This is a genomic window from Streptomyces sp. NP-1717 (assembly GCF_022695985.1).
Classification (GTDB): Bacteria; Actinomycetota; Actinomycetes; order Streptomycetales; family Streptomycetaceae; genus Streptomyces.
On sequence record NZ_JAAPBF010000102.1, the window covers coordinates 1 to 24,452 of the forward strand.

Here is a 24,452-nt window from a genome sequence, read left to right on the forward strand (position 1 = left end):
CGGACGGGCTGGAAATGCCGGCCGGGTCGGGGCCGCCCTCCTCGTAGATCTCGAACCAGATCGACTTGCCCTCTCCCCGCGGGTCCACCCCCCACGCGTCCGCGAGCATCTCCATCAGCAGCAGACCGCGGCCGCTCGACGCCAGTTCGCCCGGGCGGCGTCTGTGGGGCAGTTCGTCGCTCGCGTCCGCGACCTCCACACGGAGGCGGCGTTTGCCCCGGTCCCCCGCCGCCTCCGCGATCAGGACCGCGTCGCCGTCCGTGTGGACCAGTACGTTCGTGGCCATCTCCGAGAGCATCAGCACCGCCGAGTCGACCTGCTCCTCGTCCGCCCAGTCGTGCAGCAGGTCCCGCAGCTGGCGTCGCGCGTCCGCGACCTGTTCCGGTTCGGCCTGGGCGATGGTCAGCACCGTACGGCGCGGCGGGCGCCGGGCCGGTGAGCTGCGGCGGGAGAGCAGCAGCAGCGCGATGTCGTCCTCACGGCGGTCGGCGAGCGGGCCCGTCGTGTAGTGCGAGCCGGGGCCGTGGACGGCCTCGACCAGCGCGTCGGCGAGCTTCTCCAGCGATGTGCCCGTGGTGTTCTCCAGCACGGGCCGCAGCCGTGTCCAGCCGCTCAGCATGTCGTGCCCGCCGGTCTCGATCAGCCCGTCCGTGCAGAGCATCAGGGTGTCGCCGGGCTCCAGGACCACCCGGGTCGTCGGATAGTCCGAGTCCGCCTCGATGCCCAGCGGCAGCCCGCCCGCCGTCTGCCGGATGAGGGCCGTGCCGTCCGCCGAGCGGATCACCGGGTCCGGGTGCCCGGCCCGTGCGATGTCGAGCGTGCCGGAGTCCGGGGCGACCTCCATGTACAGGCACGTCGCGAAGCGCGGCACCGTGTAGTCGGAATCCTCCCCCTCGTCGCTCTCGTCGGGGTGCGTGGGACCCTGCGCGGTCGAGAACTCGTACATGCCGTGCAGGAAGCGCGAGGCGCGGGACAGTACGGCGTCGGGCCGGTGCCCCTCGGCCGCGTACGCCCGCAGCGCGATCCGCAGCTGCCCCATCAGCCCCGCCGCCCGCACGTCGTGCCCCTGGACGTCCCCGATGACCAGCGCCACCTTGTTGCCGCCGGGCAGCGGGATGATGTCGTACCAGTCGCCGCCCACCTGGAGCCCGCCGCCGGTCGGCACGTAGCGCGCGGCGACGCTCATGTTGGGGATGTCCGGCCCCAGCGTCGGCATCATCGAGCGCTGGAGCCCCAGCGACAGCTCCCGCTCGGTCTCGGTGACCTCCGCGCGCGCCAGCGCCTGCGCGAGCATTCTGGCGACCGTCGTCAGCACGGACCGCTCGTCGGGCGTGAACGTCACCGGGTGTTTGAAGCCCGCCATCCAGGCGCCCATGGTGCGCCCGGCGACGACGAGGGGCACGAACGCCCACGACCGGCGTCCGAAGCCCTTGACGAGCGGCCAGGTGGCGGGGTAGCGCTCCTGGTACTCCTTGGGCGTCGCCAGATAGATCGCCCGGCCGGTCCGTACGACCTCGGCCGCCGGGTAGTCCGTGCTCACGGACATCTCGGTGAAGGGCCCCTCCGCGCCGTCGTCGTGCCCGTGGTGCCCGATGATCGTCAGCCGCTCGCCCTCGACGCCGAAGACGGCGAGCCCGTCGGGGGAGAATCCCGGCATCGACAGCGACGCCGCGACCCGCAGCACCTCGGCGGTGGAGCGCGCCTCGGCGAGCGCCCGGCCGGCGTCGAGGAGGAACGCCTCGCGGGAGCGCCGCCAGTCGCCGGCGACGGGGCTGCGGCCGGTCAGGGCGCCCGCGTGCGGATGGACGATCTCCTGGACCGTGCCGACCAGCTCGTAGTCCTCGCCGTATTCCCGCTCCGTGGCCAGCGGCTTCGAGCGGGACCTGATGGTACGGATGACCTGGCCGTCCTCGCCCACGACCCGGACATGGGCCTCGGCGAGCGTCCCCTCGGCGACGGCGAGGCGGATGATGCCGTAGGTCTCGTTCCAGTCCACCGGATGCAGACGCGAGCGCATGGCCGCCTCGCTGAGGACCGTGGGCTCGGCGGGCAGCCCGAACAGCCGAGCCGCCTCCGCGTCGAGGGTGACGAGCCCGGCCGCGTTGTCCCAGCGCCACAGACCGGTCGCGATCGCGGCCAGTACATCCTCGGTGCGCATTGCACCACTTTAGACAGGTACGGGCGGTGAGTGCGGTGTCAAGGAGGCGTGCGGGTGGCCGGGAGTGCGGGCGGGGGCCGCGTAAATACCGGGAAGGGCGTACCGGCCCTGCCGGTAACCTGGTGCGGGCCAAGCACGGCCAGGCACACCCACGAAACGCTAAGACTGGATGATCGACGATGCATCGGTACAGGTCCCACACCTGCGGCGAGCTCCGCGCCTCTGACGTCTCCACCGACGTCCGGCTGAGCGGCTGGCTGCACAATCGCCGAGACCTGGGCGGCATCCTCTTCATCGATCTCCGCGACCACTACGGTCTCGTCCAGCTCGTCGCCCGACCGGGCACCCCCGCCAACGAGGAGCTGTCGAAGCTCACGAAGGAGACCGTCGTCCGCATCGACGGCAAGGTCTCCGCCCGTGGCGCGGACAACGTGAACCCGGAGCTGCCGACCGGCGAGATCGAGATCGAGGTCGCCGAGGTCGAGGTGCTCGGCGCCGCCGGACCGCTGCCGTTCACGATCAACACCGACGACGGTGTCAACGAGGAGCGGCGGCTCGAATACCGCTTCCTCGACCTGCGCCGTGAGCGCATGCACCGCAACATCCTGCTGCGCACGGCCGTCATCTCCGCCATCCGGCACAAGATGACCGCGCTGGGCTTCAACGAGATGGCGACCCCGATCCTGGCGGCCACCTCGCCCGAGGGCGCCCGTGACTTCGTGGTCCCCTCCCGGCTGAACCCCGGCAAGTTCTACGCGCTGCCGCAGGCCCCGCAGCAGTTCAAGCAGCTGCTGATGATCTCCGGCTTCGACCGCTACTTCCAGATCGCGCCCTGCTTCCGCGACGAGGACGCCCGCGCCGACCGGTCGCCCGGCGAGTTCTACCAGCTCGACGTGGAGATGTCCTTCGTCGAGCAGGAGGACGTCTTCCGGCCGATCGAGAAGCTGATGACCGAGCTGTTCGAGGAGTTCGGCGGCGGTCGGCACGTCACGTCGCCCTTCCCGCGCATCCCGTTCCGCGAGTCGATGCTCAAGTACGGCAACGACAAGCCGGACCTGCGGGCCAAGCTGGAACTGGTCGACATCTCCGACGTGTTCGAGGGCTCCGGGTTCAAGGCGTTCGCGGGTAAGCACGTGCGCGCGCTGCCGGTGCCGGACACGGCCGGCCAGTCGCGGAAGTTCTTCGACGGCCTCGGCGACTACGCGGTCGAGCAGGGCGCCAAGGGTCTGGCCTGGGTGCGGGTCGGCGAGGACGGCTCGCTGGCCGGTCCGATCGCCAAATTCCTCACCGAGGACGACGTCAAGGTGCTCACCGAGCGTCTGTCGCTCGTCCCTGGCCACGCGGTCTTCTTCGGCGCGGGCGAGTTCGACGAGGTCTCGAAGATCATGAGCGCGGTCCGCGTCGAGGCGGCCAAGCGGGCCGGCCACTTCGAGGAGGGCGTGTTCCGGTTCTGCTGGGTCGTGGACTTCCCGATGTACGAGAAGGACGAGGACACCGGCAAGATCGACTTCTCGCACAACCCGTTCTCCATGCCGCAGGGCGGACTCGACGACCTGGAGACGAAGGACCCGCTGGACATCCTCGCCTGGCAGTACGACATCGTCTGCAACGGCATCGAGCTGTCGTCGGGCGCGATCAGGAACCACCAGCCGGACGTGATGCTCAAGGCGTTCGAGATCGCGGGCTACGACCGCGAGACCGTCGAGCAGGAGTTTGCGGGCATGCTGCGCGCGTTCCGCCTCGGCGCCCCGCCGCACGGCGGCATCGCGCCGGGCGTCGACCGCATCGTGATGCTGCTCGCGGACGAGCCCAACATCCGCGAGACGATCGCGTTCCCGCTGAACGGCAACGCGCAGGATCTGATGATGGGCGCGCCGAGTGAGCTGGACGAGACGCGGCTGCGGGAGCTGAACATTCAGCTCCGCAAGCCGGTCGCGAAGTAGGCGCGGGGCGGGCCGGTCCGCCCGGGTCCGCCCGGGGGCCGGCTCGTCCTCAATCGCCGGACGGGCTGAAACGGTCCGCCCGGCGGGTGGGTGTCCTCAATCGCCGGACGGGCTTGATTTGCCCGCCGGGCGGGTTGGAGCGGTACGACCGGTGGGTGGTGTCCTCAATCGCCGGACGCGCCGGCCGGTTGGTCGTCCAGCGGGCAGTCGTACGTCTTGTCGCCCTGCTTCCAGCTCTTTCCCGCGTCGATGTTCAGACCCACCGATCCGCAGATGACCACCGGGGCGGCGCCGTTCGTGTCCTGGTGCAGCACGACCAGCAGCTTGTTGGTCGGCCGCAGCCCCGAGCCGCCGTCGAACCGGAACCGCCCGGTGGCCCCTTCGAGCCGGAACGAATCGGCGTCGATCCTCGACTGGACGCTGCCGCGGGTCAGATCCTCCTCGTTGGGTGTGAGGGCCTGGCTCGCCGCTTCGGCGAGCACCCTGACCGCGTCATGGGCGAGAGCCACATGGCCGTCGTCGAGCCAGATGTCCTCGCCGAACTCCTCGGCGTACCGCTCGTTGAAGTCCTCGGCCACCGTGTTGCGGTCCTCGTGGTCGGCGGGCAGTACATGGGCCGTGTGGTAGAGGTTCAGCCATGTGTGGTCCCTGACGTCCTGGGAGAGCGCGATGTTGGTGAGCTCGTTGCCGCCCACCACCGTGATGTCCCGGTTCGCGCACTCGCTGCTCTGCTGGAACCTGTCCAGGAACGTCCCGAACTCGCGGGCCCGTGACGTCCAGTAGACGAGCGTCCGCGGATTCGCCTGGATACGCGCGCACACCGCCTCGGCCACTTCGGAGACGTTGAACCGGGTGTCGAGATCCGGCTCGGGGATCGCCGTCGCCCCGTCGGGGTCGCCGGGTGAGTACCCGATCCGTTTGCCCGAGTCCGGCCGTTCGCTGACGAACGCCTCGCCCAGATCCCTGCTGTATATGTCCTTCGGGTCGGTCACTACGACGACGTCCTCGGCGCGGACACAGTTGTCCCCGGTCGTCCGGATCGTGTTCGCGTTCTCGATGAACGTGGCGACGACCTCCGCCTCGCGCCGGTGGTTCGGCGCGGCGCCGTGATAGTACTTCCCGAGTTCCAGGTCCCTCGCCGTCGCCGTGGAGCTCACGACGGGGATACGGGCCGTGTTGAGGTCCTTCACCGCCTCGACGGTCGCGGCGCGGCTCTCGGTGAAACCCGTCACGCCGATCAGCCGCGGGTTCTTCCCGGCATCCGCGATGATCTCCTTCACCCTGGCCCCGGCGTTCTTGTACTGCACGCCCGCGTCGTACGGCTGGATCTTCACCCAGACACCGTTGTTGTCGTTGAGAGCGATCTTGTGCAGGGCCTTCTGGGCCAGGGCCACCCCGCGCAATTCGGGGATCGAGCCGGCGGAGCGCAGCTCGTCCGCGTTCTTCGGTGGTGACGCGTGGAGAAGCGCGACGGTCACGATCCGGCCGGGCAGGTGCTCCTTCTCGGCGCGCTCGTTCTGATCCCTGATCATGTCGAGTGCCTCGGTGGCCGCCAGGGCGCCGTTGATGTCCGCCGTACGGGACTTGCTCGGCGCATCGGGCGTCTCGCCGGTCAGGCACGCGGCGTAGTCGTCCCTGAACGGTCCCGAGTCGACCACCGGCAGGAACGCGAGTTGTCCTGTGAGCCAGAGCGCGACCACCACGGCCGTGGCCTCGAACACCACTTCCGGAAGTGGCCGGACACGGGCGACGGGCGCCCAGATCATCTTCACCGGGACGGATCCGCCGAAGGGTGCCGGTGGCAGCGCCACGTCGATCCGGGTCGGGATCTCGCCCGGCGCCGGGTCGAGCCTGCTCGCCGCCGTCTCCAGGGAGTGGGGGTCGGACGTGGTGCCGGGTTCCGGCGGCAATGCCGCGACCAGCACCATCACCGGGTGCGGCCCGGCCACCTGCTGCTCCGCGTAGATGGTGACGAAGTCGTCGACTGCGCCGCTTGTTCCGTCGGCGGTGCCGTCGAGCAGCAGTACGTGCCGGGGGCGCCGGCGGCGGCGACCGGGGTGCAGGACGCCCTGGCGCGCGTAGCCGTACAGATCGGTCATCAGCGCCGCGACGAGCAGCCTGTCCCATTCGGCCCCGGCCCGCCGTACGTTGGCGAACTCGCGCAGCGCCGCGCCGTAGGTGCGCCGTCCGTCGAAGTCGTCCGGCCACAGGCGCCGGTAGCGCTTGCGCCACCTCAGACGCCAGCCCCACCGGGCCTCCCAGCACTTCCGGTGGATCCGCCCGAGCACCTTCAGTACGGAAGCGAGCGGCAGGGTGAGGAAGAACGCGGTGATGGTCGTGGTGTCGTCGCCCCCTGCCGGGGCCGCCGGCGCCGGGTGTCCCCGGCGCCGGGCGTAGGCGTGGTCGGCGGGCGGGCCGCCCTGGATCTCGGTGAGGCTGTCGACCAGTTCGTACGCGGGCAGCCGTAGTTTGCCGGCCTCCGCGGGGGTGTTCTCACGGAGATCGTCGGTGATTCTCGTGATCAGTTCGGTGGTGGTGCCCTGTTCCCAGGTGACGAAGGCGTGCGGCGTGCAGGGCAGCAGACCGCCCGCGGTCGACGTGCGGCGCAGTCCGCCGCGTAACGCCTCAAGGGCGCGGGCCGCGTCCTCGGGCCGCTCCGGGCGCAGCACGACCGGTGGGTAGTTGAGAGACCGTTTGTGCCGGCGCGAGACAGTATGCACGGCCTTGCGGTAAGCGCGCACAAAAGAACTACTGTGATCCCATCCAGGAAACTCAGACACCCGTTGCCTCCCCGTCGATCGCCGAGCCTTGAGGGTGTCTGTCCAGACACGGAGAGTCAACTGGTCTTCGAGACAAGGGACTTGGCGTGTCGTGGCAGTCCTGGCACCGGCGCGGCAGCGGATTCACCTGTCCGTGGGCAACCCGATGAGCGTCCCGGCGCGTTGACCTGTCGTGGACGACCGAACGGATTGGCGAGGGCGACGAGACGATGGACCCCGGAGACCGCGACCGCGACCCCGATCGCGACGGCGACTTCGAGGCGTTCGTCGCCGCCCGTGGGCCCCGGCTGCTCCGGGTGGCCTGGCTGTTGACGGGCGACGCGCACCTGGCGGAGGACCTGCTCCAGACGACCCTCGCCAAGGTGTGGCCCAAGTGGCACCGGATCTCCGGGGAGCGGCCGGAGGCGTACGTACGCAAGGCGCTGGTCCACACGCACGCCTCGTGGTGGCGCAGACGCTGGCGCGGCGAGGTGCCGCACGGCGAAGTCCCGGACGGGGTGGGCTCGTTCGACGCGTACGAGAGCGTGGATCTGGAGCAGTCGCTGGCGGCGGCGGTGCGGTCGCTGCCGATCGGCCAGCGCGCCGTCGTCGTGCTGCGCTTCTTCGAGGACCTGAGCGTCGAGGACACGGCGGCGACGCTGGGCTGTGCGCCCGGGACGGTCAAGAGCCAGTCGGCCAAGGCCCTGCGCACGTTGCGGGCGGTGCTGCCGGTGCCGGCGGAGGGGGGTGAGCGGGGGTGAGCGGAGTGTCCGACGACGAGCACGAGCGATCGCGGGAGCGGGAGCGTTCGCAGGAGCAGGAGCTGCGGGTTCTGCTGGAGCGTGCCGTGCCCCGGCTGCCCGCCCCCGAGGAGCGGCTGCGGCGCGTACGGGAGCGGGCCGCCCGCAACCGCCGGCGCCGTCGCGTCGCCGGGGCCGCGGCGACGGCGGTGACGGGTCTTGCCGTGGCCGGCACGTTCCTGCCCGGCTTCCTGCGCGGCGGCCCGGACGAGGGCGCTCCACCGGCGAGCCCGGCCCCGACGGTCACGGCCGACGGCGGCACGGGCGGCCGTGCGGTCCGCTTCCCCGACCTGGTCGATCTCACCCTCCGGGTGCCGGCGGGCTGGCAGGCGCTCGTGGTCCCCGGCGACCCGGCGGATCCCCGTGGCTTCGTCGCGAGCCTGCGGGTGCCCGGCACCCCCGCGACCTGCGCGGACGGGCCGCGGGACGGTTGCGATCCGTACCGGGAGCTGCGGCCGGGGGGCGTACTCGTCTCGCTGAACCTGACGAAGTTCGGCGGACTGCGCACGAAGGTGCGGGACCCGGCCGTGCTGTACGCGCTGGACGCGCCCTCGCCTCTCTGCCGCAAGCTGAAGGGCACCGAGGAGTACAGCGCCCTGCTCGCCGGACCCGATCGCGGCGTGGACGTGGGCATCCAAGTCAGTGTCTGTGCCGCCGGGACGGGTGCCGAATCCCCGATCCTCGACGACGTACGCGCCATGATCGCCGGTGCGGAGTATCCCGCCCCCGGGGCGAACCGGGAGCCCAGTGAGGTGCCGCCGGCCCATGCGAACTGAAAGGTCTTACATGTCTTACCGGTCAGGGCCGCGCGGGGTGGCCGCTCTTCTGCTCGCCTCGGGTCTGCTGCTCGGCGGCTGCGCGAGTGGGTTCGGGGAGGAAGGCGGCTCGTCCGTCCCGAAGGCGGTGAACGACAAGGGCGGGGGCGGGGGCGCCGAGGGCGCGGGCGGTGGTCTGGGCCGGGCGGTGCCGGGTCCGGCGGCCGAGGAGCAGACCGGGGCGCGGGTCGTGCGGCCGCGGGAGATTCCGTCGCTCGGCCCGAAGACGCGGTCGCGGATTCCCGAGGAGAGTCGTCAGGCGGTCGTGGTGACCGGGGACGCGCCGGACTCCAACCGCGCCACGCTGGTCCTCTACGAGCGTGACCCGGTGGAGGGGTGGCGGTCGGTCTCGGACCCGTGGCCGGCGCACAACGCGCTGAAGGGCTGGACCGACGACCACCGGCAGGGCGACCTGCGGAGCCCGATCGGCGTCTTCGGCCTGACGGACGCGGGTGGGCGGCTGCCCGATCCGGGGACGAGGCTTCCGTACGACCGGGGGCCGGCCTTCACGCTCGACGGCGTCGGCTTCGAGGGTGAGCCGCTGGCGGGGTCCTTCGACCATGTGGTCGCGATCAACTACAACCGCAAGCCGGGTACGACTCCGCTGGACTGGACGCGGCCGCTGGGCGCGGAGAAGGGCGGCGGCATCTGGATCCACGTGGATCACGGGGGGCCGACGCAGGGGTGTGTCTCGCTGCGGATGGGTCGTATGAGGGAGTTGCTGCGGTGGCTGGACCCGGGGAAGGTGCCGCAGGTTGTGATGGGGGACGTGTCCTCGCTGGGGCGGTAGGGGTGTACCGGGCGTGGGATTGCCCGGGCCCGCCCGGGGGCCGTTTCGTCCTCAATCGCCGGACGGGCTGATATGGCTCCGGCCGGTGGGTGGTTGTCCTCAATCGCCGGACGGGCTTGGGTTGGCCGGGCGGGCATTTCAAGCCCGTCCGGCGATTGAGGACACGGTGCCGGGGTTCGGCCCGGCGAGAAAGGCTTACGCCGGCTTCTCCTCCAGGCGCGGGAACAGCACCGCGCCCTTCGTGATCGTCGTGCCCGCCGGGAGGCGGCCCCAGGTGCCGGCCTCCTGGACCCGCTGGTCCGCCAGCGCGCCCAGTACGGCGTCCGCGCCCAGTGAGTCCCACAGCTTCTGCGACGTCTCCGGCATCACCGGGTTCAGCAGAACGGCCACCCCGCGCAGCGCCTCTGCCGCCGTGTACAGGATCGTCGCGAGTGCGGCCTGGCCGTCCGGGGACGTGTCCTTCGCGACCTTCCAGGGCTCCTGCTCCGTGATGTAGCCGTTGACCTGCTTCACGAAGTCGAAGATCGCCAGGATGCCGCCCTGGAAGTCCAGCTCCTCGCCGATCTTCCGGTCGGCCTCGGTGACCGCCTTCGCCAGCCCGTCGCGTACGGCCTGCTCGGCGATCCCGCCGGACGTGGTCTCCGGCAGCGTGCCGCCGTAGTACTTGCCGACCATCGCCGCGACGCGCGAGGCGAGGTTGCCGTAGTCGTTGGCCAGCTCGGAGGTGTACCGGGCGGAGAAGTCCTCCCAGGAGAACGAGCCGTCCTGGCCGAAGGCGATCGCCCGCAGGAAGTACCAGCGGTAGGCGTCCACGCCGAAGTGCGAGGTCAGGTCCTGGGGCTTGATGCCGGTCAGGTTCGACTTGGACATCTTCTCGCCGCCGACCATCAGCCAGCCGTTCGCGGCGATCTTCCCCGGCAGCGGCAGCCCCTGCGCCAGCAGCATCGCGGGCCAGATGATCGCGTGGAAGCGCAGGATGTCCTTGCCGACGAGGTGGACGTCGGCGGGGAAGGTCTCCTCGAACTTCGCCGGGTTCTCGTTGTAGCCGACGGCGGTCGCGTAGTTCAGGAGCGCGTCGATCCACACGTAGATCACGTGCTTCTCGTCCCACGGCACGGGCACGCCCCAGTCGAACGTCGACCGGGAGATCGACAGGTCCTGGAGGCCCTGCTTGACGAAGTTCACGACCTCGTTGCGCGCGGACTCCGGCTGGATGAAGCCGGGGTTGGCCTCGTAGTGCGCGAGGAGCTTGGGGCCGTACTCGCTGAGCTTGAAGAAGTAGTTCTCCTCCTTGAGGATCTCCACCGGCGTCTTGTGGATCGCGCAGATCTTCAGACCCGCGAACTCACCCTCGCCGTCGAGCAGTTCGCCCGGGAGTTTGTACTCCTCGCAGCCCACGCAGTACGGGCCCTCGTAGCCGCCCTTGTAGATCTCGTCCTTGTCGAACAGGTCCTGCACGAACTCCTGGACGCGGTCGGTGTGCCGCTTCTCCGTCGTGCGGATGAAATCGTCGTTGTCGATGTTCAGGTGGTCCCAGAGAGGCCGCCACGCCTCGTCGACGAGTTTGTCCGCCCACTCCTGCGGGGTGACACCGTTCGCCTCGGCCGTGCGCATGATCTTCTGACCGTGCTCGTCCGTGCCGGTGAGATACCACACCTTCTCGCCGCGCTGGCGGTGCCAGCGGGTGAGGACGTCGCCTGCGACGGTCGTGTAGGCGTGGCCCAGGTGAGGAGCGTCGTTGACGTAGTAAATGGGGGTGGTGACGTAGTACGCCCGCCCACCCTGCTCTTCGGATCCAGTGGCGGCCATGGTCGAAATCCTAACGGGCCGCCGCCGGTCCCTTCACCTCGGTTAAACCTGAGATTGTGGTTAAAGAGTGTGGATTCGACACAACCTATGACCCCGTTTAACGCATCTTAAGAAGGAGAGACGAAGACGGATCGGATCGGGCAGGTCGGGGCGGAGGGATCAACATGCGGGTGCTGGTCGCCGAGGACGAGGAAATCCTGGCCGAGCTGATCGCCACGGGGCTGCGGAGGGCCGGTTTCGCCGTCGACACCGTCTACAGCGGGGACGCCGCACTCGCCTATCTCGGACTGCACGACTACGACGTCGTCGTCCTCGACCGCGACCTCCCCCGTGTCCACGGCGACGACGTCGCCCGCAGGCTCGTCGCGGAGGACTCCCGCACCCGGATCCTGATGCTGACGGCGTCCACCTCCATGGAGGAGCGCGTCAAGGGGCTCGACCTGGGCGCGGACGACTATCTGGGCAAGCCCTTCGAGTTCCCGGAGCTGGTCTCGCGGGTCCGGGCGCTGCGGCGGCGCAGTGCCCGTGCGTTACCGCCGACGCTGGAGCGCCGCGGTGTACGGCTCGACACCGTGGGCCGGACGGCGGTCCGTGACGGGCTGGCGCTCGACCTCTCGGTGAAGGAGCTCACCGTGCTCCAGATACTTCTGGAGGCGGACGGCAAGGCGGTGACGGCCCAGCAGTTGCTGGAGCGGGCGTGGGACGCGCAGACGGACCCCTTCTCCGGTGTCGTACGGGTCTGTGTGGGGCGGCTCGGCGAGAAGCTGGGCGCCCCGGCGCTGATCCGCTCGGTGGATGTGGACGGAGGGGGTTACGTGCTGTGACAGGAGCGATCAGGAAGCGGATCGCCCTCGTCTACGGCGCGGTCTTCCTCGTCCTCGGCGGCTGTCTGCTCACCGTCGTCTATCTGCTGTCCAGCGCCGGTACGGAGACGGAGGCCGCCGAGATCGCGGCCCGCGTCGTACCGGCGTACCCGCCGTCGTCGGGCAACGGCTACTACCTCACCGACGAGGGTCAGCTCGCGCCCGTCACCGTCTACCAGCTCACCGACAACGTCAGCGACGCCGCGTCGGACGAGCTGATGTTCTGGTCGGTGGGAGCGCTGGTGGTGACCGCGCTGTGCGCGGTCGGCGTCGGCTGGTGGACGGCGGGGCGCGTGCTGCGGCCCGTTCACGCCATGACGGCGAAGGCGCGGCTGCTGTCGGAGCACAACCTCCACGAGCGGATCGGGTCCACCGGCCCGGACGACGAGCTGAAGGAGCTGGGCGACACCCTCGACGAGCTGCTGGGCCGGCTCCAGACGGCCTTCGACAGCCAGCGCCGTTTCATCGCGAACGCCTCGCACGAGCTGCGTACGCCGCTGGCCACGCAGCGCACGGCGATACAGGTCGGCCTCGCGGGTGCCAACTCGCCGGAGGAGCTGGCCCGTACGAAGGAGATGCTGCTCGACAACAACCGGCGCAGCGAACGGCTCATCGAGGGCCTGCTGGTCCTGGCGCGCAGCGAGCGGCAGGTCGAGGACCAGGAGGAGATCCGGTGGGGTGTGCTGGTGACGGAGGAGGCGGCGCGGCACGGTCTGACGGTGACGGTGTCGGAGCCCGGCGGTGTACGGGGCAACCGGGCGCTGCTGGACCGGGTGGTCGGCAATCTGCTGGCCAACGCGCAGGCGTACGGGAAGGGCGAGGTGGACGTCTCGGTGTCGGGGACGGCCGTGACCGTACGGAACAACGGCCCGCGCATCGCCCCGGAGGAGATAGCGGCCTTCTTCGAACCGTTCCGCCGTGGCGAGGGCCGCGACCGGATGGGTCCGGGCGCGGGTCTCGGTCTCTCGATCGTCCGCTCGATCGTGACGGCGCACGGCGGCAGGGTGACGGCGGAGCCGGGTGGGGACGGCGGGGGGCTGTCGGTGCGGGTCGAGCTGCCGGAGTCGGCGGGCCGCTGAGCGCAGGCGCGGAGGCGGCGGGCTTCAGAAGCGGTCGACCGTCTCGCCGTCGGGGACCTGGTAGCAGCCGGAGACGACCATCAGGTTGAGGTTCGGCGTCGCGTCCTTCGCGAAGTGCGCGATCTTGACGCTGTACTTCTTCCCGTCGTTGTCGGCCGTGAGGCTGAGGTTGTTGTTCTTGCTGGTGTCCGGCCCGTACGCGACGACCTTCCAGCCCTGCCCGGGCAGCTCCGTCCTGAGCCGTTCCATCACACCGTCCAGCCGGTCGGCCGATGCCGGGGTGAAGGTCCACGCGTGGAAGATCCGGAAGTACTTCTCCGGATCCTTGTCGCCGCACTCCGAGACGCCCGGTCCGGTGTCGGACGCCTCTCCCTCGACGCCGATCAGGTCGTACAGCTCGCTGGACACCCGCTCCGCCTCGTCGGCGGCGTCCTGCGTGTTGCTGGTGCCCGCGTCGGGCACGCCGCCGGAGCCGTCCGCGTTGTCGGCGTTCCCGGAGCTTTCGGAGGTCCTGGAGTCTTCGCTGTCAGTCATGCCGCATCCAGTGAGGGTCGTGAGGGCGAGGGACATCAGGAGCGCGGACGCGCCCAGCTTGATCTTCAAGTCGGAGCCTCGGTTGGTCGGAACAGGACACGGGCCGGCCGCCAGATTCGCACGGGCCGCTGTGCGTGGTCATCTCTCCTCCGTGTGGCCCGAGGGGCGGCGGCTACTTGAGTTCGGCGTTGTCGCCCTTGCCCGCCACCACCAGTCCCTGGTTCCGCAGGCTGTCGGTGCCCTCTTTCCAGTAGTCGCTGTGGCCTTCGGTGTCCGTCCGCAGCTGGTTGGCCCCGAACCGCTCGTCGCTGGGAATCGTGAAGAGCCCGTTCCAGTCGCTCCCCCCGTGCCCGAAGCGTCCGATGTCCGGGACGACATCACCCTCCGCCTCCTGGTTCCACACGTGCCCGGCCGGGACGTCGAGCTGATCGGCGTGGCTCACCTGCACACCGGGGCTGCCGGCGAGGATCACGTCGTCCACGTTCAGATCGCCCTGCCGGGCGGCCGATCCGATGAGGGTCGTGCCGTAGGAGTGGCCGATCGCGGTGCGGTGCGGGTCCGAATCGGCGGTGCGCGAGGCGTCGAGGCCGTCGAGGAAGCGGTTGTAGGCCGGGGCGCCGTCGTCCGCGTAGTGGCTGAACGGCGAGTCCTTGACGATGTCCTGCGGGGCGTCGTACCCGAGCCAGGTGATCGTGGAGACCGAGCCGTTGCCGGCACCGTCGGCCACCCGCCAGACGTTCTCCATCCGGCCGATGTCGCCGCCGATACCGCCCAGGTTCGATGTCGTGCCCGGCACGTAGACCGCCTGGTGGTCGGCCGTGTCCGGATTGCCGTTGGCCACGATCGCCCGGCCGTTGCCCTCCGGGCTGAATCCGAGCAGGTATGCCTCGGGCAGCCCGCGCTCACCGGTCCTGTCGAAGCGGTCCTGGATGCTGTCCATGCCCTTGAGGGACTTGTTGAGCTGCTCGTACCGGTCCCCGTACTTGTTGTGCCACGCCATCCACTCGTCGGTGTGCACCTTCGACGGGTAGCCGCCCGCGGTGATCCACGTCCACTCGTTCGCGGGCGGTTTCGGCATGGCGTCCAGCTCCATCCGCAGCTGCCCGTGCTTCTCCTCCAGTACGGTGCGGTTCGCCTCGTCCCGCACCGTGGCGGGCAGCCCGTCGAGGGCCCCCACCATGTCGGGCCGGAGCGCGAGCCACGCCGCCTGCTCCTGCGGGCCGAGCTTCTTCCACCACTCCGCGTTGGCCGCCGGGGTGCCGTCCTTCGGGGCCTGCGGCAGCGAGTCCAGATAGCCCTGGCCCGCCTCGCGGACCCCGCCCATGTCCGACTGCCCGTCGGCCCAGTCCGCCTTGGAGACGGTCAGGTCGTCGTCGGCCTTCAGCGCGGCCAGTTTCGGCGCCCACTTCGCGTCCGCGTCGGTGGCTTCCCTCAGCGCGTCGGCGATCCGGTTCGCGTACGCCACCGCCCTGCCGTAGTACGGGTTGGGATGGGCGCCCGCCGCCCGCTGCTCCGGGGCGCCGGACGCCGGGCTGCCCCCGGCGCTCCCGGACACCGTGCCGCCGGGCTCGTCCTTCTCCGCACCGGGCTTCCTCCCGGCGGGGTAGCCGACCGAACCGTCCTGCCCCACCGTGCAGTTGTCGGCGCGGGCGTCCTCGATCGCGGCGTCCAGCTTCCGCTTGGCCGCGGCCATGTCGAAGGCGAAGCCGTCGAGGGCGGTGCTCACCAGAGCGCACTCGGTCTGCGCGTAGTGGAAGTTGTCCGCCAGGCTCCGCAGCTCACGCAGCGCGGCCGTGGCCGCCTCGCCCCTCAGCCGGCTGTTCACGCCCGCGCTGATCCGGTTGTTGATCGTGTCCTTGGCCGCAGCGGCCATGTCACCGGTCGTCCGGTAGCCGCCGGCGGCCTCCTCGTACTCCGCCGGTCTGAAGCCCTTCAGCGTCGCCAGATCCATGACGGGGGATCACTTCTCCTTCGGGGCCCGGCCGCCGACGGCCTCGGTGTCCGCGTACTTCACCTTGAGCGCGTCCAGGTCCGTGAGGACGGACTCGTCGGACTTGGCGAGGTCGTGCCCCGACCGCTCCAGCAGGCCGCCGAGTTCACCGCAGCGGCCGCTCACGTCGCCGAGGTACTTCTTCCAGGAGTCGTACAACTCCTTCTGCGCGGCGGCGCTCCGGCATCCGGCGGTGTCACCGAGCCCGGCCTGTCCGTTGTCCAGCGCGGTCAGCGCCTTGCCGATGTCGGCCTTCAGGCCCGTGACTCCCTCGCCGGCCGTGACCCAGGCCTTCTTGTCGGACGTCAGATCCTCCGAGGGCCCGCCGCCACCACCGCCCTGATCGGCCGGGCGCTGGTTGAGCCGCATCTGTGTGGAACCGCGCGCCTCCGCGTCGGCCTTGAGCCCCTCCCACTCGTCCCACGCCATGCGTGAAACCCCCGTTCCCCGTTGTCCCGTGGCTCAGTTGGGTGTGTCCGGACCCGCGGGCGAACCCGGCCGAGCCGCAACGATCTACGGCGCCGATGGCGGAAGTCAACAGGTCCGGCGCCCTGGGCCGGAGCCGGCGAATCCCGCCCGGCCGGCGACGCCTGGCACGGCACCTCGCCGCGTCGTCGTCAGCAGGCCGAGTACGCCCGGTACGAGGCCGGCCCTCCGCCCTGCGATGCACCGAACCGGCCGCCGCCGGCCGCGCCCTGCGGGCGGTCGGCGCTGTGTGTCGGACCCGGCCCGGTCGAAGCGCGGATCGGTGGCCGGGACGCGCGGCGTCCGGCGTGAGCCGGGAAGCCGGTGTCCAGCCCGTGGAATTCGCCGTCCGGGTCCGCGCGGCCCTGCTAGACAGCACCCATGAGCAAGGTCAAGATCCGTACCGCCTCTCTCGCCGAGGTCCCCGCGCTGCTGGCCTTCTGGGCCCGCTCGGCCGAGGGCGTCAGCATCACCGACGACGTGGACGGGGTCACCCGTCTCCTCGTCCGTGACCCGGACGCCCTGCTGGTGGCCGAGGCGCCGGACGGGGCGATCGTCGGCACGGTCGTCGCCGGTTACGACGGCTGGCGCTGCCACCTGTACCGCCTGGCCGTCGACCCTGACCACCGCCGCCGGGGCATCGCTTCCGCGCTGCTCGACGCCGCGCACGGACGCTTCGTGGCCCTCGGTGGCCGCCGGGCCGACGCGATGGTCCTGGACCGCAACGAACTCGCCCGGCACGCCTGGCGCGACGCCGGTTACGAGGCCCAGGAGCGGTGGAGCCGCTGGGTACGGCCCCTCAGCTGACGCGCGGCGGTTCGTGGCCGACAGCCGCGCGCAGCCGGGCGACCAGGTCGGCGATCTCCTCGGGGGTCGGCGCGAGGACCCCGTTCTCCGTCATGAGGGCGTGGTACTGCTGCCGTTCCAGCGGCACACCCGGCGGCAGCGCCGCGATGTGCCAGTGCAGATGGGAGTTGGCCTGCTGGCTGCCGAGCGAGAGCAGATACGTGCGCTCCGGCCGCAGCACAGTCTCCACGGCCAGCGCGACGCGCCGTACGACGAGCATGAGCCGGGTGTACGCGGCCTGGTCCAGGTCGCGGACGACGTGCTCCACATGGGCCTTGGGCGCGACGAGTACCCGGCCGGGGAGAGTGGGCCAGCGGTCGAGGAACGCGATGTGGTCGTCGTCCTCGTAGACGGTCTCGTGGCGGTAGTCGGGGTCCCCGCGCAGGAACGCGCAGACGAAGCAGGGGCCGTTGCGGGCGCGTTCTCCGTACGCGGCGAGATCCATCTCCATGGGCGGCAACCCTATTGCGTGAAGCAGTTGGGGACAGGGGAACCGATCCGCCGGATTTCGCGTGGTGTCCTGACGTGCCTGTCCGCCGGCGGCGGGCGACCGAAGGGGGATCGGTGAGAGTTCGAGTGCGGGCGACGGTGTGCGTGGCGGTGTCGGCCTCCGTGGCCCTGGTCGCGTGCGGTCCGGAGAAAGAGAAGGAGTACACGGGCTCGAAGCCTTCGGAGGCGTCCGCGACCGCGGCGGCTCGGTTCGCGCCACTGGTACGGCTCCACGAGAAGGAGTCGCTGATGCCGATGGACGCGACGCGATTCATCGAGCGCTCGGTGCTGCGCTTCGACCACGACGGCGGCTTCTGCCGTGACGAGCCACCGGTTGCCGACCCGGTCGAGCCCCGGCTGCTGGGTGAGGGTGCCGGCGAGGACGGCTACCGGCACGCGGAGATCGAGCCGGGTAAACCCTCGTCGACGCCGGTGGGCTGCCCCGGACACCGGGACAAGCAGCTCGCCACGACCGACGAGAAGGCCAGGTTCTTCCTCGACCCGCCGGACGAGGTCCGGAAGGGGGAGGGCACCGGCGCGCCGGTCTACTGGGAGTACCACAAGCACAAGACCGACCCGGCACGTACGGCGTACGTGTACTGGTTCTTCTACCCCTACAACAGGCTGTCGGCTGTGGGCAACAAGCACGAGGGCGACTGGGAGCGCGTGGCGGTCCAGTTGCGGGACGGCAAGCCGGAAGCCACGACGTTCGCCAAGCACGGCAGCGATCCGTGCAGCGTGAAGTGGTCGGACCTGAACCCGAGCGACGGGCATCCGACGGTGTACTCGGCACTCGGTTCACACGCCTCGTACCCGACTGACGGAGTCCACGGGGTCGACCGGGCGTCGAAGAAGGGCCGTGAGTGGCGCACGTGGGAGAACGTCCGCCCCGTCGACGGTGAGCCCTGGTCGGGATATGCCGGGTGGTGGGGTGCGCAGCCACACGTGAAGGGGCACAACGGGCCGAGGGGCCCGTACCCGAAGCGTCTGCTGCCGGGCATCTTCACGGACAAACCCTGCGGGGGCCCGGACAAGCCGCCGGCGGACCCGCCCGCCGATCCGCCCGCGGAACAGCCCGCGCCCGACTCGCCCAGGACGAAGGAAGGGGCGATCAAGCGGTACGAGGAGTTCCTCCACGCCGTGGGCCGGGAGGACATCGACACGGTCTGCGAGGTGGCAGGGCCCGCGGCGAAGCAGGCGGAGGACCAGGGGTTCGGTCCGTGCGAGTCGACGTTCGTCATCACGTTCCAGATGATCCCGCCGGAGAAGAAGAAGGCTCTCCAGACGGCGACGGTCGATCCGGGGGGCGTGACCGAGACGGCCCCCGACAAGTTCGAGATCCCGGCTGCGGCGGTCAAGGCCTCGGTGACCTTCTCCGAGAGCGAGATCGGCAGCTCGACGATGGGGTACGTGAAGGACGAGTGGTACGTGGTCGACTGACGACCGGCTCTATTCCGCGCCCGGGGGCAGTTGGGCGCGGATCGAGGTGTCGAGTTCGTCCATGGTCCGCCGGAACGCGTGGTCGAGGTCGACGCCGTACCGGTGGGCGAGGATGAGGACGGACCAGAGGCAGTCGGCCAGTTCGTGTTCGAGGGCCTGGCGCCCGCCTCCGGGGCGGGCGCCTTCCTCGGCCATGACGAGCTTCGCGAGGTCGCCCACGTCCCCGACGAAGCCGAGCATGAACTCTTCGCGAGTCCAGACCCGGCCACGTGTGTGCTGGTTCAACTGGTCGTACAGGTCGTGAATCCGCAGGGCACGTGCTTGTAACTCGTGTAGCTCCACGCGCGTTCAGCCCTCCGTGGACGCGTCAGACCGAGCGGACGAAGGCGGTCCACGCGGTGGGGGTGAGGAGCAGGACGGGGCCGGTGGGGGTTTTGCTGTCGCGGACGGGGATGACGCCGGGGTAGCGGTCGGCGACCTCGACGCAGTCGCCGCCGTCGCCGTTGCTGTAGCTGGACTTGCGCCACTGTGCGGTGCTCAGGTCGGGTCGGGGGAGCATGGTTTGTTCTCCTCGATCAGTCGCTTGATGAACGCCACGGTAGCTTGGGGCGAGAGGGCCAAATCCCTCAGCAGATCGTAGGACAGGCGTAGTTCGTCGACGGACGCCGCATCCTCCATCAACTCGCCCGAGTGGGCGTCTTCCGTATACGCGACCGCCTTGCCGTCCGGAAGCCAGAGGATGGTGACCGACGTGCCCAGCAAGGCGTGTGGCCCCGCATCAAAAGGCAACACCTGAAGCGTGACGTTTGGCAACTGGCTGACCTCCAGCAGATATTCGAGCTGCCTCTCCCATTCCTTCGGATCGCGCGCCTTGCGTCGCAGCACGGACTCGTCCAGGACCGCACGGAAGTGCAACGCGTTGTCCCTGCGCAGCAGCTCCTGACGTCCCAGCCTCGCCGCGACCTGCTCGGCCAGCTCGTGCTCGTCCCGCAGCCGGGCGGCTTGGAAAACCTCGCGGGCGTACCCCTCGGTCTGGAGCAGGCCAGGAATTGCGCCGACGGCGTACGAGTAGCGAACTGTCGCCTTCTCCTCTAGCTCCATGAAGCGTTTGTACTTGTCGCGGAACGCGTCATGGCGTGCCAGCTGCCACAGCATCAACAGCTGCTCCCCCGTCCCGTACACCGCGCTCAGCGCCGCGATGACCTCCGGGGACCCCACCCGCGCGCCCGTCTCCAGCTTGTGCAGATACGCACGGTCATACGTCGTCTCCTCACCGAGCGTGGCCAACGACTTGCCCGACTCCTCCCGCAGCCGCGCCAGTTCCTTCGCGAGCATCTGCCGCGCCGACGGCCTCTGACCTGCGTTCGACTTCCGTGCGCCCATGACAACTCCCCTGTGTCCCACGGCAACCCGGCCATGGCCAAGCCCTTTTGGACGCGGCCGTATCTGCCGATTCTTGATGCACGGAACGTAATTGCGCAATGACGGAAGGTGCGTCCCTCACATGTTCGAACCCGACGCTCGAACAGCGTCCCGCGTCACCGTCGAGGTCGCCGAACTGGACGCCGTCGTGCACGGCGGCGGCTTCTGGCGGCTCGTACCCGACTCCGTCCCCCGTGTGTACGCACCGGTGACACCTGAGCTGCTCCTGCGCGTTGAACAAGGGCTGAAGCGGGTCGCGGAGTGAGCGGCAGCGAGGCACGGCGGTTTCTGTCCAGGTTGATGAGTGCGTTCGGTACGGATGGAGTGCTGGTGGTGCGGAAACTAGACAGCGACAGCGACGGCGAGAACGACATGGTGGGGCTTCTCGGGCCCGGGGCCGCTCTCGCGTGGCCCAAGTGCGAGTGCGGCAGCACGAAGTGCCCGGACTACGTGCCGCCCGCCCCGCCGCCGACCGGTCTGAGCGCGCGTCTGGCCGAGCGCAACCAGCACAGCCGGCGGGGGCGGTTGTAGACCGTCAGGCGACGGCGGTCCCCTCCAGCTCGACCAGCTGGCCGGGGATCGCCAGTCGCGTCACCCCGAGCAACGTGGTGGTCGGCGCCACCCCGGCGGCGCCCAGCCGGGCGGCCAGCACGCCGTAGTGCGGGAGGAGCTGATCGACGTCGGTCGTGTAGACGTTGAGCCGGACGAGGTTCGCGAGAGACATGTCGGCCTCGCTCAGCACGGCCTCCAGGTTGTCGACGCTCAGCGCCAACTGCTGCTCCATGTCACCGTCGTGCTGGGGCCTGCCGTCGCGGCTCATCGCGGTCTGCCCCGAGATGTAGAGGGTGCGGGTGGGCCCGGAGACGGCCTCGCCCTGGTTGAAGCCCATGTCCAGCGACCACGTCACCGGGTTGACCGCCACTCGTTCCACTGCCACTTCAGTTCCCTTCGGTTCGGCGACTTCGTGTGGAACGAGACTCCCAACAAAACATGACACCGATAGTCACGTATTTCGCTAGAGTTTTCGGATGCGCGCCGACCGGTTGGTCTCGCTGGTGCTGCTGCTGCGGCAGCGCGGTCGACTGACCGCGGACACCCTCGCCCGCGAGCTGGAGGTGTCCACCCGTACGGTGCTGCGCGACATCGAGGCGCTGTCGGCGGCCGGCGTACCGGTCTACGCGGAGCGCGGCAGGCACGGCGGGTTCGTGCTGTCGCCCGGTTTCCGGACCGAGCTGACCGGACTGAACCACGACGAGGCCCTCGCCCTGCTGACCGCCGGATCGGGGCGCGGTGAGCTGGTGTTCGGGCTCGGCTCCGCGCTCGCCTCCGCCATGCGGAAGGTGGTCGACGCGCTGCCCGAAGGCCACCGGGCCTCCGCGAGTGACGCGGCGCAGCGATTCCTGGTCGACCCGGAGACCGATCTGCTCTCACGGAGGCTGGTCACCGATGAGGTGCCCGGCGCCGCGATGGTCGAGGTCAGGCGTGCGGTGCTCGCCGGGCACAAGCTGCGTATCCACTACGCGGCCACGGGCCAGTCGGCGCGGTGGCGGACGGTGGACCCGATCGGGCTGGTCACCGTACGGGACAAGGCCTACCTGCTGGCCACGAGATCCGGGGCGGACCGCACGTACCGGCTGTCGCGGGTGCTGGCCGCCGAGGAACTTCCCGAAGCGGCGGAGCGGCCGAACCGGGTGGATCTGGACCGGATCTGGCGGGAGCGCTCCGCGCGGTTCCTCTCCGGCGGTGACCACATCACCGTGCTGGTGCGGGTGAACCCGGCGCGGCGGGAGGAACTTCTGGACATGGCGCTGGCCGTCCGCGCGGAGGAGCCCGGCGCGGACGGCCGGCCACGGCTGGAGGTGATCTTCCAGGACGCCCGGCACGCCGAATGGGCGCTGTGGCAGCTCGGTACGGACGCGGAAGCGCTGGCCCCGCAGTCGTTGCGTACGTCCCTGCGTGAGCGCGCCGCCGCGATCGCCGCTCGCTACGGGGACTCGTGAAGGCGCGTTCGGCAGCGGAACCCCGCCGGGAGCCGTCGGTAGTCTTCGGGCAGGCCCAGTCCTCCGTGGGAGGGCGTACGGACGGAGGCAGTACATGAACGACGTCAGCGGATTCAAGGACATCTCCCCGACCACGCTCGCCGAATCCCTGGGCCGCGAACAGGTCATGGACCTCGGCATCCGGCCGCTCTGGCCCTCGGTGCCGCGTATCGCCGGTCCGGCTTTCACGGTGCGGTGCGCGCCCGGTGACAACCTCATGCTGCACGCGGCGATCTACCGCGCGGAGCCGGGCTCGGTGATCGTCGTACAGGCGGGGGACCTGGAGTACGCGCTGGCCGGCGGGAACGTGTGCGCCGTCGCGCAACGGCGCGGGATCGCCGGGTTCGTGCTCGACGGGGTGATGCGCGATCTGGCGGAGGTGCGGGAGTTGGACTTCCCGGTCTTCGCGCGCGGACTCATGCCCGTTCCGGGGATCAAGGCGGCGGTGGAGCCGCTGAACCGCGAAGTGCGGTGCGGTGGGGTGACGGTGAACGCCGGGGACATCGTGGTGGCCGACGAGGAAGGGATCGTCGTGACGCCGCGCGCCCGCCAGGAAGAGGTGCTGTCCGCGTCGCGGGCGAAGCTGGCGAAGGAGGCGGCGGAGACCCTGGACGACTGGGAGTCGGCGCACCGGGCCAAGGTCGAGAAGATCCTCGCCGAGGGCGACTTCGCATCGATGTAGCGGGCGACACCATGAGGGTGACGCCGGGCGGGAGCCGGCCGGTCCGGATGCCTCCGTCAGTCGAGGATGTGCCGCAGGTACGACCGCGGGTCCGACAGGTAGCGGCGCCAGTGGTCCACGATGGTCAGGTCGTCCCAGGTGGTCCGGCGCATGCCGTGGTCGCCGACCTCGATGATGTCCGCACCGGGGAGCGCGGTCAGTAGCGGGGAGTGCGTGGCGCAGATGACCTGGCCGCCGTTCTTGGCCAACTGGTCCATGTGGCCGACGAGTTCGAGGCACGACTGGAACGAGAGCGCCGCCTCCGGTTCGTCCATCACATACAGCCCGGCCTGCTGGAACTTCTCCCGGAACACCGCCAGGAAGCCCTCGCCGTGGCTGACCGAGTCCGGGTCGAAACTCTCGCGCTTCAGCGCGTCCATCGCCGTCTCCGCGCGCAGGAAGAACCCCTGCCGGGCCGACCAGCTGCCGAGCATCCGTCTGCCGCGGCCGGGCGCCGCGTCGAAGCGGACCCTTTCGCCGAGCGGCGACTTGGGGCGCGGACTGGCGTAACGCCAGTCGTGCGAACTGCCCCACGAGTCGAGGCCGAAGCCCTCTGCGAGCGCTTCCACGAGCGTGGACTTGCCGGAGCCGTTCTCGCCGACGAGGAAGGTCACGGGGGTGGTGAAGTTCAGACCGTTCGCCAGCAACTCGGCGACGCACGGCACCGACCAGGGCCAGACATCCGCTTCTTCGGGGGGCCTGGAGGCGTATGCCCGTTCGACGATCATCTCTCGACCCTCTCACAGGGACGGAACAACGAGACGCGCCCTCCGTGGTCGGCCGGAGGGCGCGTCTCGTGGTGGTGACCGGTGCCGCGGGGTGGATCGGGCGGCGGGCCTCAGGAGTTGCGGGCGGACCACCAGGCCGGGAGCGCCGCGAGCAGTTCGCCGTAGACCTCCGCGTCGGAAAGGTCCTTCGGGGCGGGGCCCGCGTGGAAGAACGCCACGTTCGCGGCCTTCTCGTCCGCGCCGAGCTTCCGCGCGAAGTCGAAGCCCTTCGCCTTGTGCTCGCCGAACGCCACGATCTGCCAGAACATCGGCAGCCTCGCCGCCTCCGCGAACGCCTTCTCCGCCGCCTGCTTGGCCTCCGGCGCGCCGTCCGTCTGGAAGATCACCAGCGCCGGGCCGGAGTTGCCCGACTTCTCGTGCAGGGCGACGACCTCTTCCACCGCGCGGTGGTAGTTCGTACGGCCCATGTGGCCGAGCCCGGCGTGCAGTTCGTCCACCCGGCTCTCGTACGAGGTGAGCGAGATCTCGCCCGCACCGTCGATGTCCGTCGAGAAGAACACGACCGGCACGGTCGCCTTCTTGTCCAACTGGGCCGAGAGCGCGAGCGTCTGCTCGGCGAGGTGCTGCGCGCTGCCGTCCTTGAAGAACGGGCGCATGGAGCCCGAACGGTCGAGCACGAGGTAGACGGTCGCCCGCTCCCCGGCCAGACCGGCGTCCTTCAGCGCGACGCCCGCCGCCTTGTACGAGTCGAGGAGGCCGGGG

General features: G+C 70.2%; 25 protein-coding genes. 12 read left to right on the top strand and 13 right to left on the bottom strand.

What is annotated here, in order from left to right; translation table 11 throughout:
- Positions 1-2,158: SpoIIE family protein phosphatase (locus GXP76_RS20445; RefSeq protein ID WP_242573006.1), on the bottom strand; the 2,158-nt coding region annotated here is incomplete at its 3' end.
- Between the two features lie 179 nt (positions 2,159-2,337).
- On the opposite strand from GXP76_RS20445, the gene aspS reads away from it, so the two are divergent.
- Positions 2,338-4,101 carry an aspartate--tRNA ligase gene (aspS, locus tag GXP76_RS20450; RefSeq protein ID WP_242573007.1) on the top strand — a complete coding sequence of 588 codons (1,764 nt, stop codon included), beginning with the start codon at positions 2,338-2,340 and terminating at the stop codon, positions 4,099-4,101.
- Positions 4,102-4,265: 164 nt separating this feature from the next.
- Here the strand turns inward: aspS and GXP76_RS20455 are convergent, their stop codons facing one another.
- Positions 4,266-6,821, bottom strand: a complete 2,556-nt coding sequence (locus tag GXP76_RS20455) for a hypothetical protein (RefSeq protein ID WP_242573008.1) — start codon at positions 6,819-6,821, stop codon at positions 4,266-4,268.
- 269 nt (positions 6,822-7,090) lie between these two features.
- On the opposite strand from GXP76_RS20455, the gene GXP76_RS20460 reads away from it, so the two are divergent.
- The 3 genes from GXP76_RS20460 to GXP76_RS20470 are packed head-to-tail and all read left to right on the top strand — an operon-like array spanning position 7,091 to position 9,265.
- Complete coding sequence (locus GXP76_RS20460) at positions 7,091-7,621, top strand: SigE family RNA polymerase sigma factor (protein ID WP_242573009.1); 531 nt, start codon at positions 7,091-7,093, stop codon at positions 7,619-7,621.
- Complete coding sequence (locus GXP76_RS20465) at positions 7,618-8,436, top strand: hypothetical protein (protein ID WP_242573010.1); 819 nt, start codon at positions 7,618-7,620, stop codon at positions 8,434-8,436. The genes GXP76_RS20460 and GXP76_RS20465 overlap by 4 nt, the downstream gene beginning before the upstream one ends.
- Before the next feature lie 10 nt (positions 8,437-8,446).
- Complete coding sequence (locus GXP76_RS20470; protein WP_242573011.1) at positions 8,447-9,265, top strand: L,D-transpeptidase family protein; 819 nt, start codon at positions 8,447-8,449, stop codon at positions 9,263-9,265.
- A gap of 195 nt (positions 9,266-9,460) precedes the next feature.
- On the opposite strand, the gene metG is transcribed toward GXP76_RS20470, so the two are convergent.
- A complete protein-coding gene (gene metG / locus GXP76_RS20475; protein ID WP_242573012.1) occupies positions 9,461-11,074 on the bottom strand; it encodes a methionine--tRNA ligase in 1,614 nt (537 codons plus the stop codon).
- A gap of 164 nt (positions 11,075-11,238) precedes the next feature.
- On the opposite strand from metG, the gene GXP76_RS20480 reads away from it, so the two are divergent.
- Both GXP76_RS20480 and GXP76_RS20485 read left to right on the top strand, forming a co-directional pair.
- Positions 11,239-11,898 carry a response regulator transcription factor gene (locus GXP76_RS20480; RefSeq protein WP_242573013.1) on the top strand — a complete coding sequence of 220 codons (660 nt, stop codon included), beginning with the start codon at positions 11,239-11,241 and terminating at the stop codon, positions 11,896-11,898.
- A complete protein-coding gene (locus tag GXP76_RS20485) occupies positions 11,895-13,016 on the top strand; it encodes an ATP-binding protein (protein WP_242573014.1) in 1,122 nt (373 codons plus the stop codon). Before GXP76_RS20480 ends, GXP76_RS20485 begins: the two co-directional genes overlap by 4 nt.
- Positions 13,017-13,040: 24 nt before the next feature.
- On the opposite strand, the gene GXP76_RS20490 is transcribed toward GXP76_RS20485, so the two are convergent.
- The 3 genes from GXP76_RS20490 to GXP76_RS20500 all read right to left on the bottom strand — a co-directional run bounded on the left by GXP76_RS20490 (position 13,041) and on the right by GXP76_RS20500 (position 15,969).
- Positions 13,041-13,550 carry a hypothetical protein gene (locus GXP76_RS20490; protein WP_242573015.1) on the bottom strand — a complete coding sequence of 170 codons (510 nt, stop codon included), beginning with the start codon at positions 13,548-13,550 and terminating at the stop codon, positions 13,041-13,043.
- 172 nt (positions 13,551-13,722) lie between these two features.
- Entirely contained in the window at positions 13,723-15,501 is a 1,779-nt protein-coding gene (locus GXP76_RS20495; RefSeq protein WP_242573016.1) for an alpha/beta hydrolase, read from the bottom strand.
- A gap of 9 nt (positions 15,502-15,510) precedes the next feature.
- Positions 15,511-15,969: a hypothetical protein gene (locus GXP76_RS20500; protein WP_242573017.1), complete on the bottom strand. Its 459-nt coding sequence runs from the start codon at positions 15,967-15,969 to the stop codon at positions 15,511-15,513.
- Between the two features lie 417 nt (positions 15,970-16,386).
- Between GXP76_RS20500 and GXP76_RS20505 the strand changes: the two genes are divergently transcribed.
- Complete coding sequence (locus GXP76_RS20505; RefSeq protein WP_242573018.1) at positions 16,387-16,812, top strand: GNAT family N-acetyltransferase; 426 nt, start codon at positions 16,387-16,389, stop codon at positions 16,810-16,812.
- Here GXP76_RS20505 and GXP76_RS20510 read toward each other — a convergent pair.
- Positions 16,805-17,302: an HIT family protein gene (locus GXP76_RS20510; protein ID WP_242573019.1), complete on the bottom strand. Its 498-nt coding sequence runs from the start codon at positions 17,300-17,302 to the stop codon at positions 16,805-16,807. The genes GXP76_RS20505 and GXP76_RS20510 overlap by 8 nt on opposite strands.
- Before the next feature lie 113 nt (positions 17,303-17,415).
- Here GXP76_RS20510 and GXP76_RS20515 point away from each other — a divergent pair, with 113 nt between their 5' ends.
- Positions 17,416-18,780, top strand: coding sequence for a hypothetical protein (locus tag GXP76_RS20515; protein ID WP_242573020.1), 1,365 nt, complete (start codon positions 17,416-17,418; stop codon positions 18,778-18,780).
- Positions 18,781-18,789: 9 nt separating this feature from the next.
- Here the strand turns inward: GXP76_RS20515 and GXP76_RS20520 are convergent, their stop codons facing one another.
- The 3 genes from GXP76_RS20520 to GXP76_RS20530 form a co-directional block, all read right to left on the bottom strand.
- A complete protein-coding gene (locus GXP76_RS20520; protein ID WP_242573021.1) occupies positions 18,790-19,020 on the bottom strand; it encodes a MazG nucleotide pyrophosphohydrolase domain-containing protein in 231 nt (76 codons plus the stop codon).
- Between the two features lie 127 nt (positions 19,021-19,147).
- The gene (locus GXP76_RS20525) at positions 19,148-19,339 is read right to left on the bottom strand and encodes a DUF397 domain-containing protein (protein WP_242573022.1); all 192 of its coding nucleotides are present in this window, start codon (positions 19,337-19,339) and stop codon (positions 19,148-19,150) included.
- The gene (locus tag GXP76_RS20530; protein WP_242573023.1) at positions 19,318-20,163 is read right to left on the bottom strand and encodes a helix-turn-helix transcriptional regulator; all 846 of its coding nucleotides are present in this window, start codon (positions 20,161-20,163) and stop codon (positions 19,318-19,320) included. The genes GXP76_RS20525 and GXP76_RS20530 overlap by 22 nt, the downstream gene beginning before the upstream one ends.
- Positions 20,164-20,284: 121 nt before the next feature.
- Here GXP76_RS20530 and GXP76_RS20535 point away from each other — a divergent pair, with 121 nt between their 5' ends.
- Positions 20,285-20,467, top strand: coding sequence for a hypothetical protein (locus GXP76_RS20535; protein ID WP_242573024.1), 183 nt, complete (start codon positions 20,285-20,287; stop codon positions 20,465-20,467).
- 65 nt (positions 20,468-20,532) lie between these two features.
- Positions 20,533-20,733 (top strand): hypothetical protein, encoded by a 201-nt coding sequence (locus tag GXP76_RS20540; protein WP_242573025.1) that lies wholly within the window; start codon positions 20,533-20,535, stop codon positions 20,731-20,733.
- Between the two features lie 4 nt (positions 20,734-20,737).
- Here the strand turns inward: GXP76_RS20540 and GXP76_RS20545 are convergent, their stop codons facing one another.
- Positions 20,738-21,133, bottom strand: a complete 396-nt coding sequence (locus GXP76_RS20545; protein WP_242573030.1) for a RidA family protein — start codon at positions 21,131-21,133, stop codon at positions 20,738-20,740.
- A gap of 97 nt (positions 21,134-21,230) precedes the next feature.
- On the opposite strand from GXP76_RS20545, the gene GXP76_RS20550 reads away from it, so the two are divergent.
- Complete coding sequence (locus tag GXP76_RS20550; protein ID WP_242573026.1) at positions 21,231-22,202, top strand: YafY family protein; 972 nt, start codon at positions 21,231-21,233, stop codon at positions 22,200-22,202.
- A gap of 94 nt (positions 22,203-22,296) precedes the next feature.
- Positions 22,297-22,923, top strand: a complete 627-nt coding sequence (locus GXP76_RS20555) for an RraA family protein (protein ID WP_242573027.1) — start codon at positions 22,297-22,299, stop codon at positions 22,921-22,923.
- A 56-nt stretch (positions 22,924-22,979) separates the two neighbouring features.
- Here the strand turns inward: GXP76_RS20555 and GXP76_RS20560 are convergent, their stop codons facing one another.
- A complete protein-coding gene (locus GXP76_RS20560; RefSeq protein ID WP_242573028.1) occupies positions 22,980-23,690 on the bottom strand; it encodes an AAA family ATPase in 711 nt (236 codons plus the stop codon).
- Between the two features lie 110 nt (positions 23,691-23,800).
- The coding region (locus GXP76_RS20565) for a VWA domain-containing protein (protein ID WP_242573029.1) at positions 23,801-24,452 on the bottom strand (652 nt) is incomplete at its 5' end.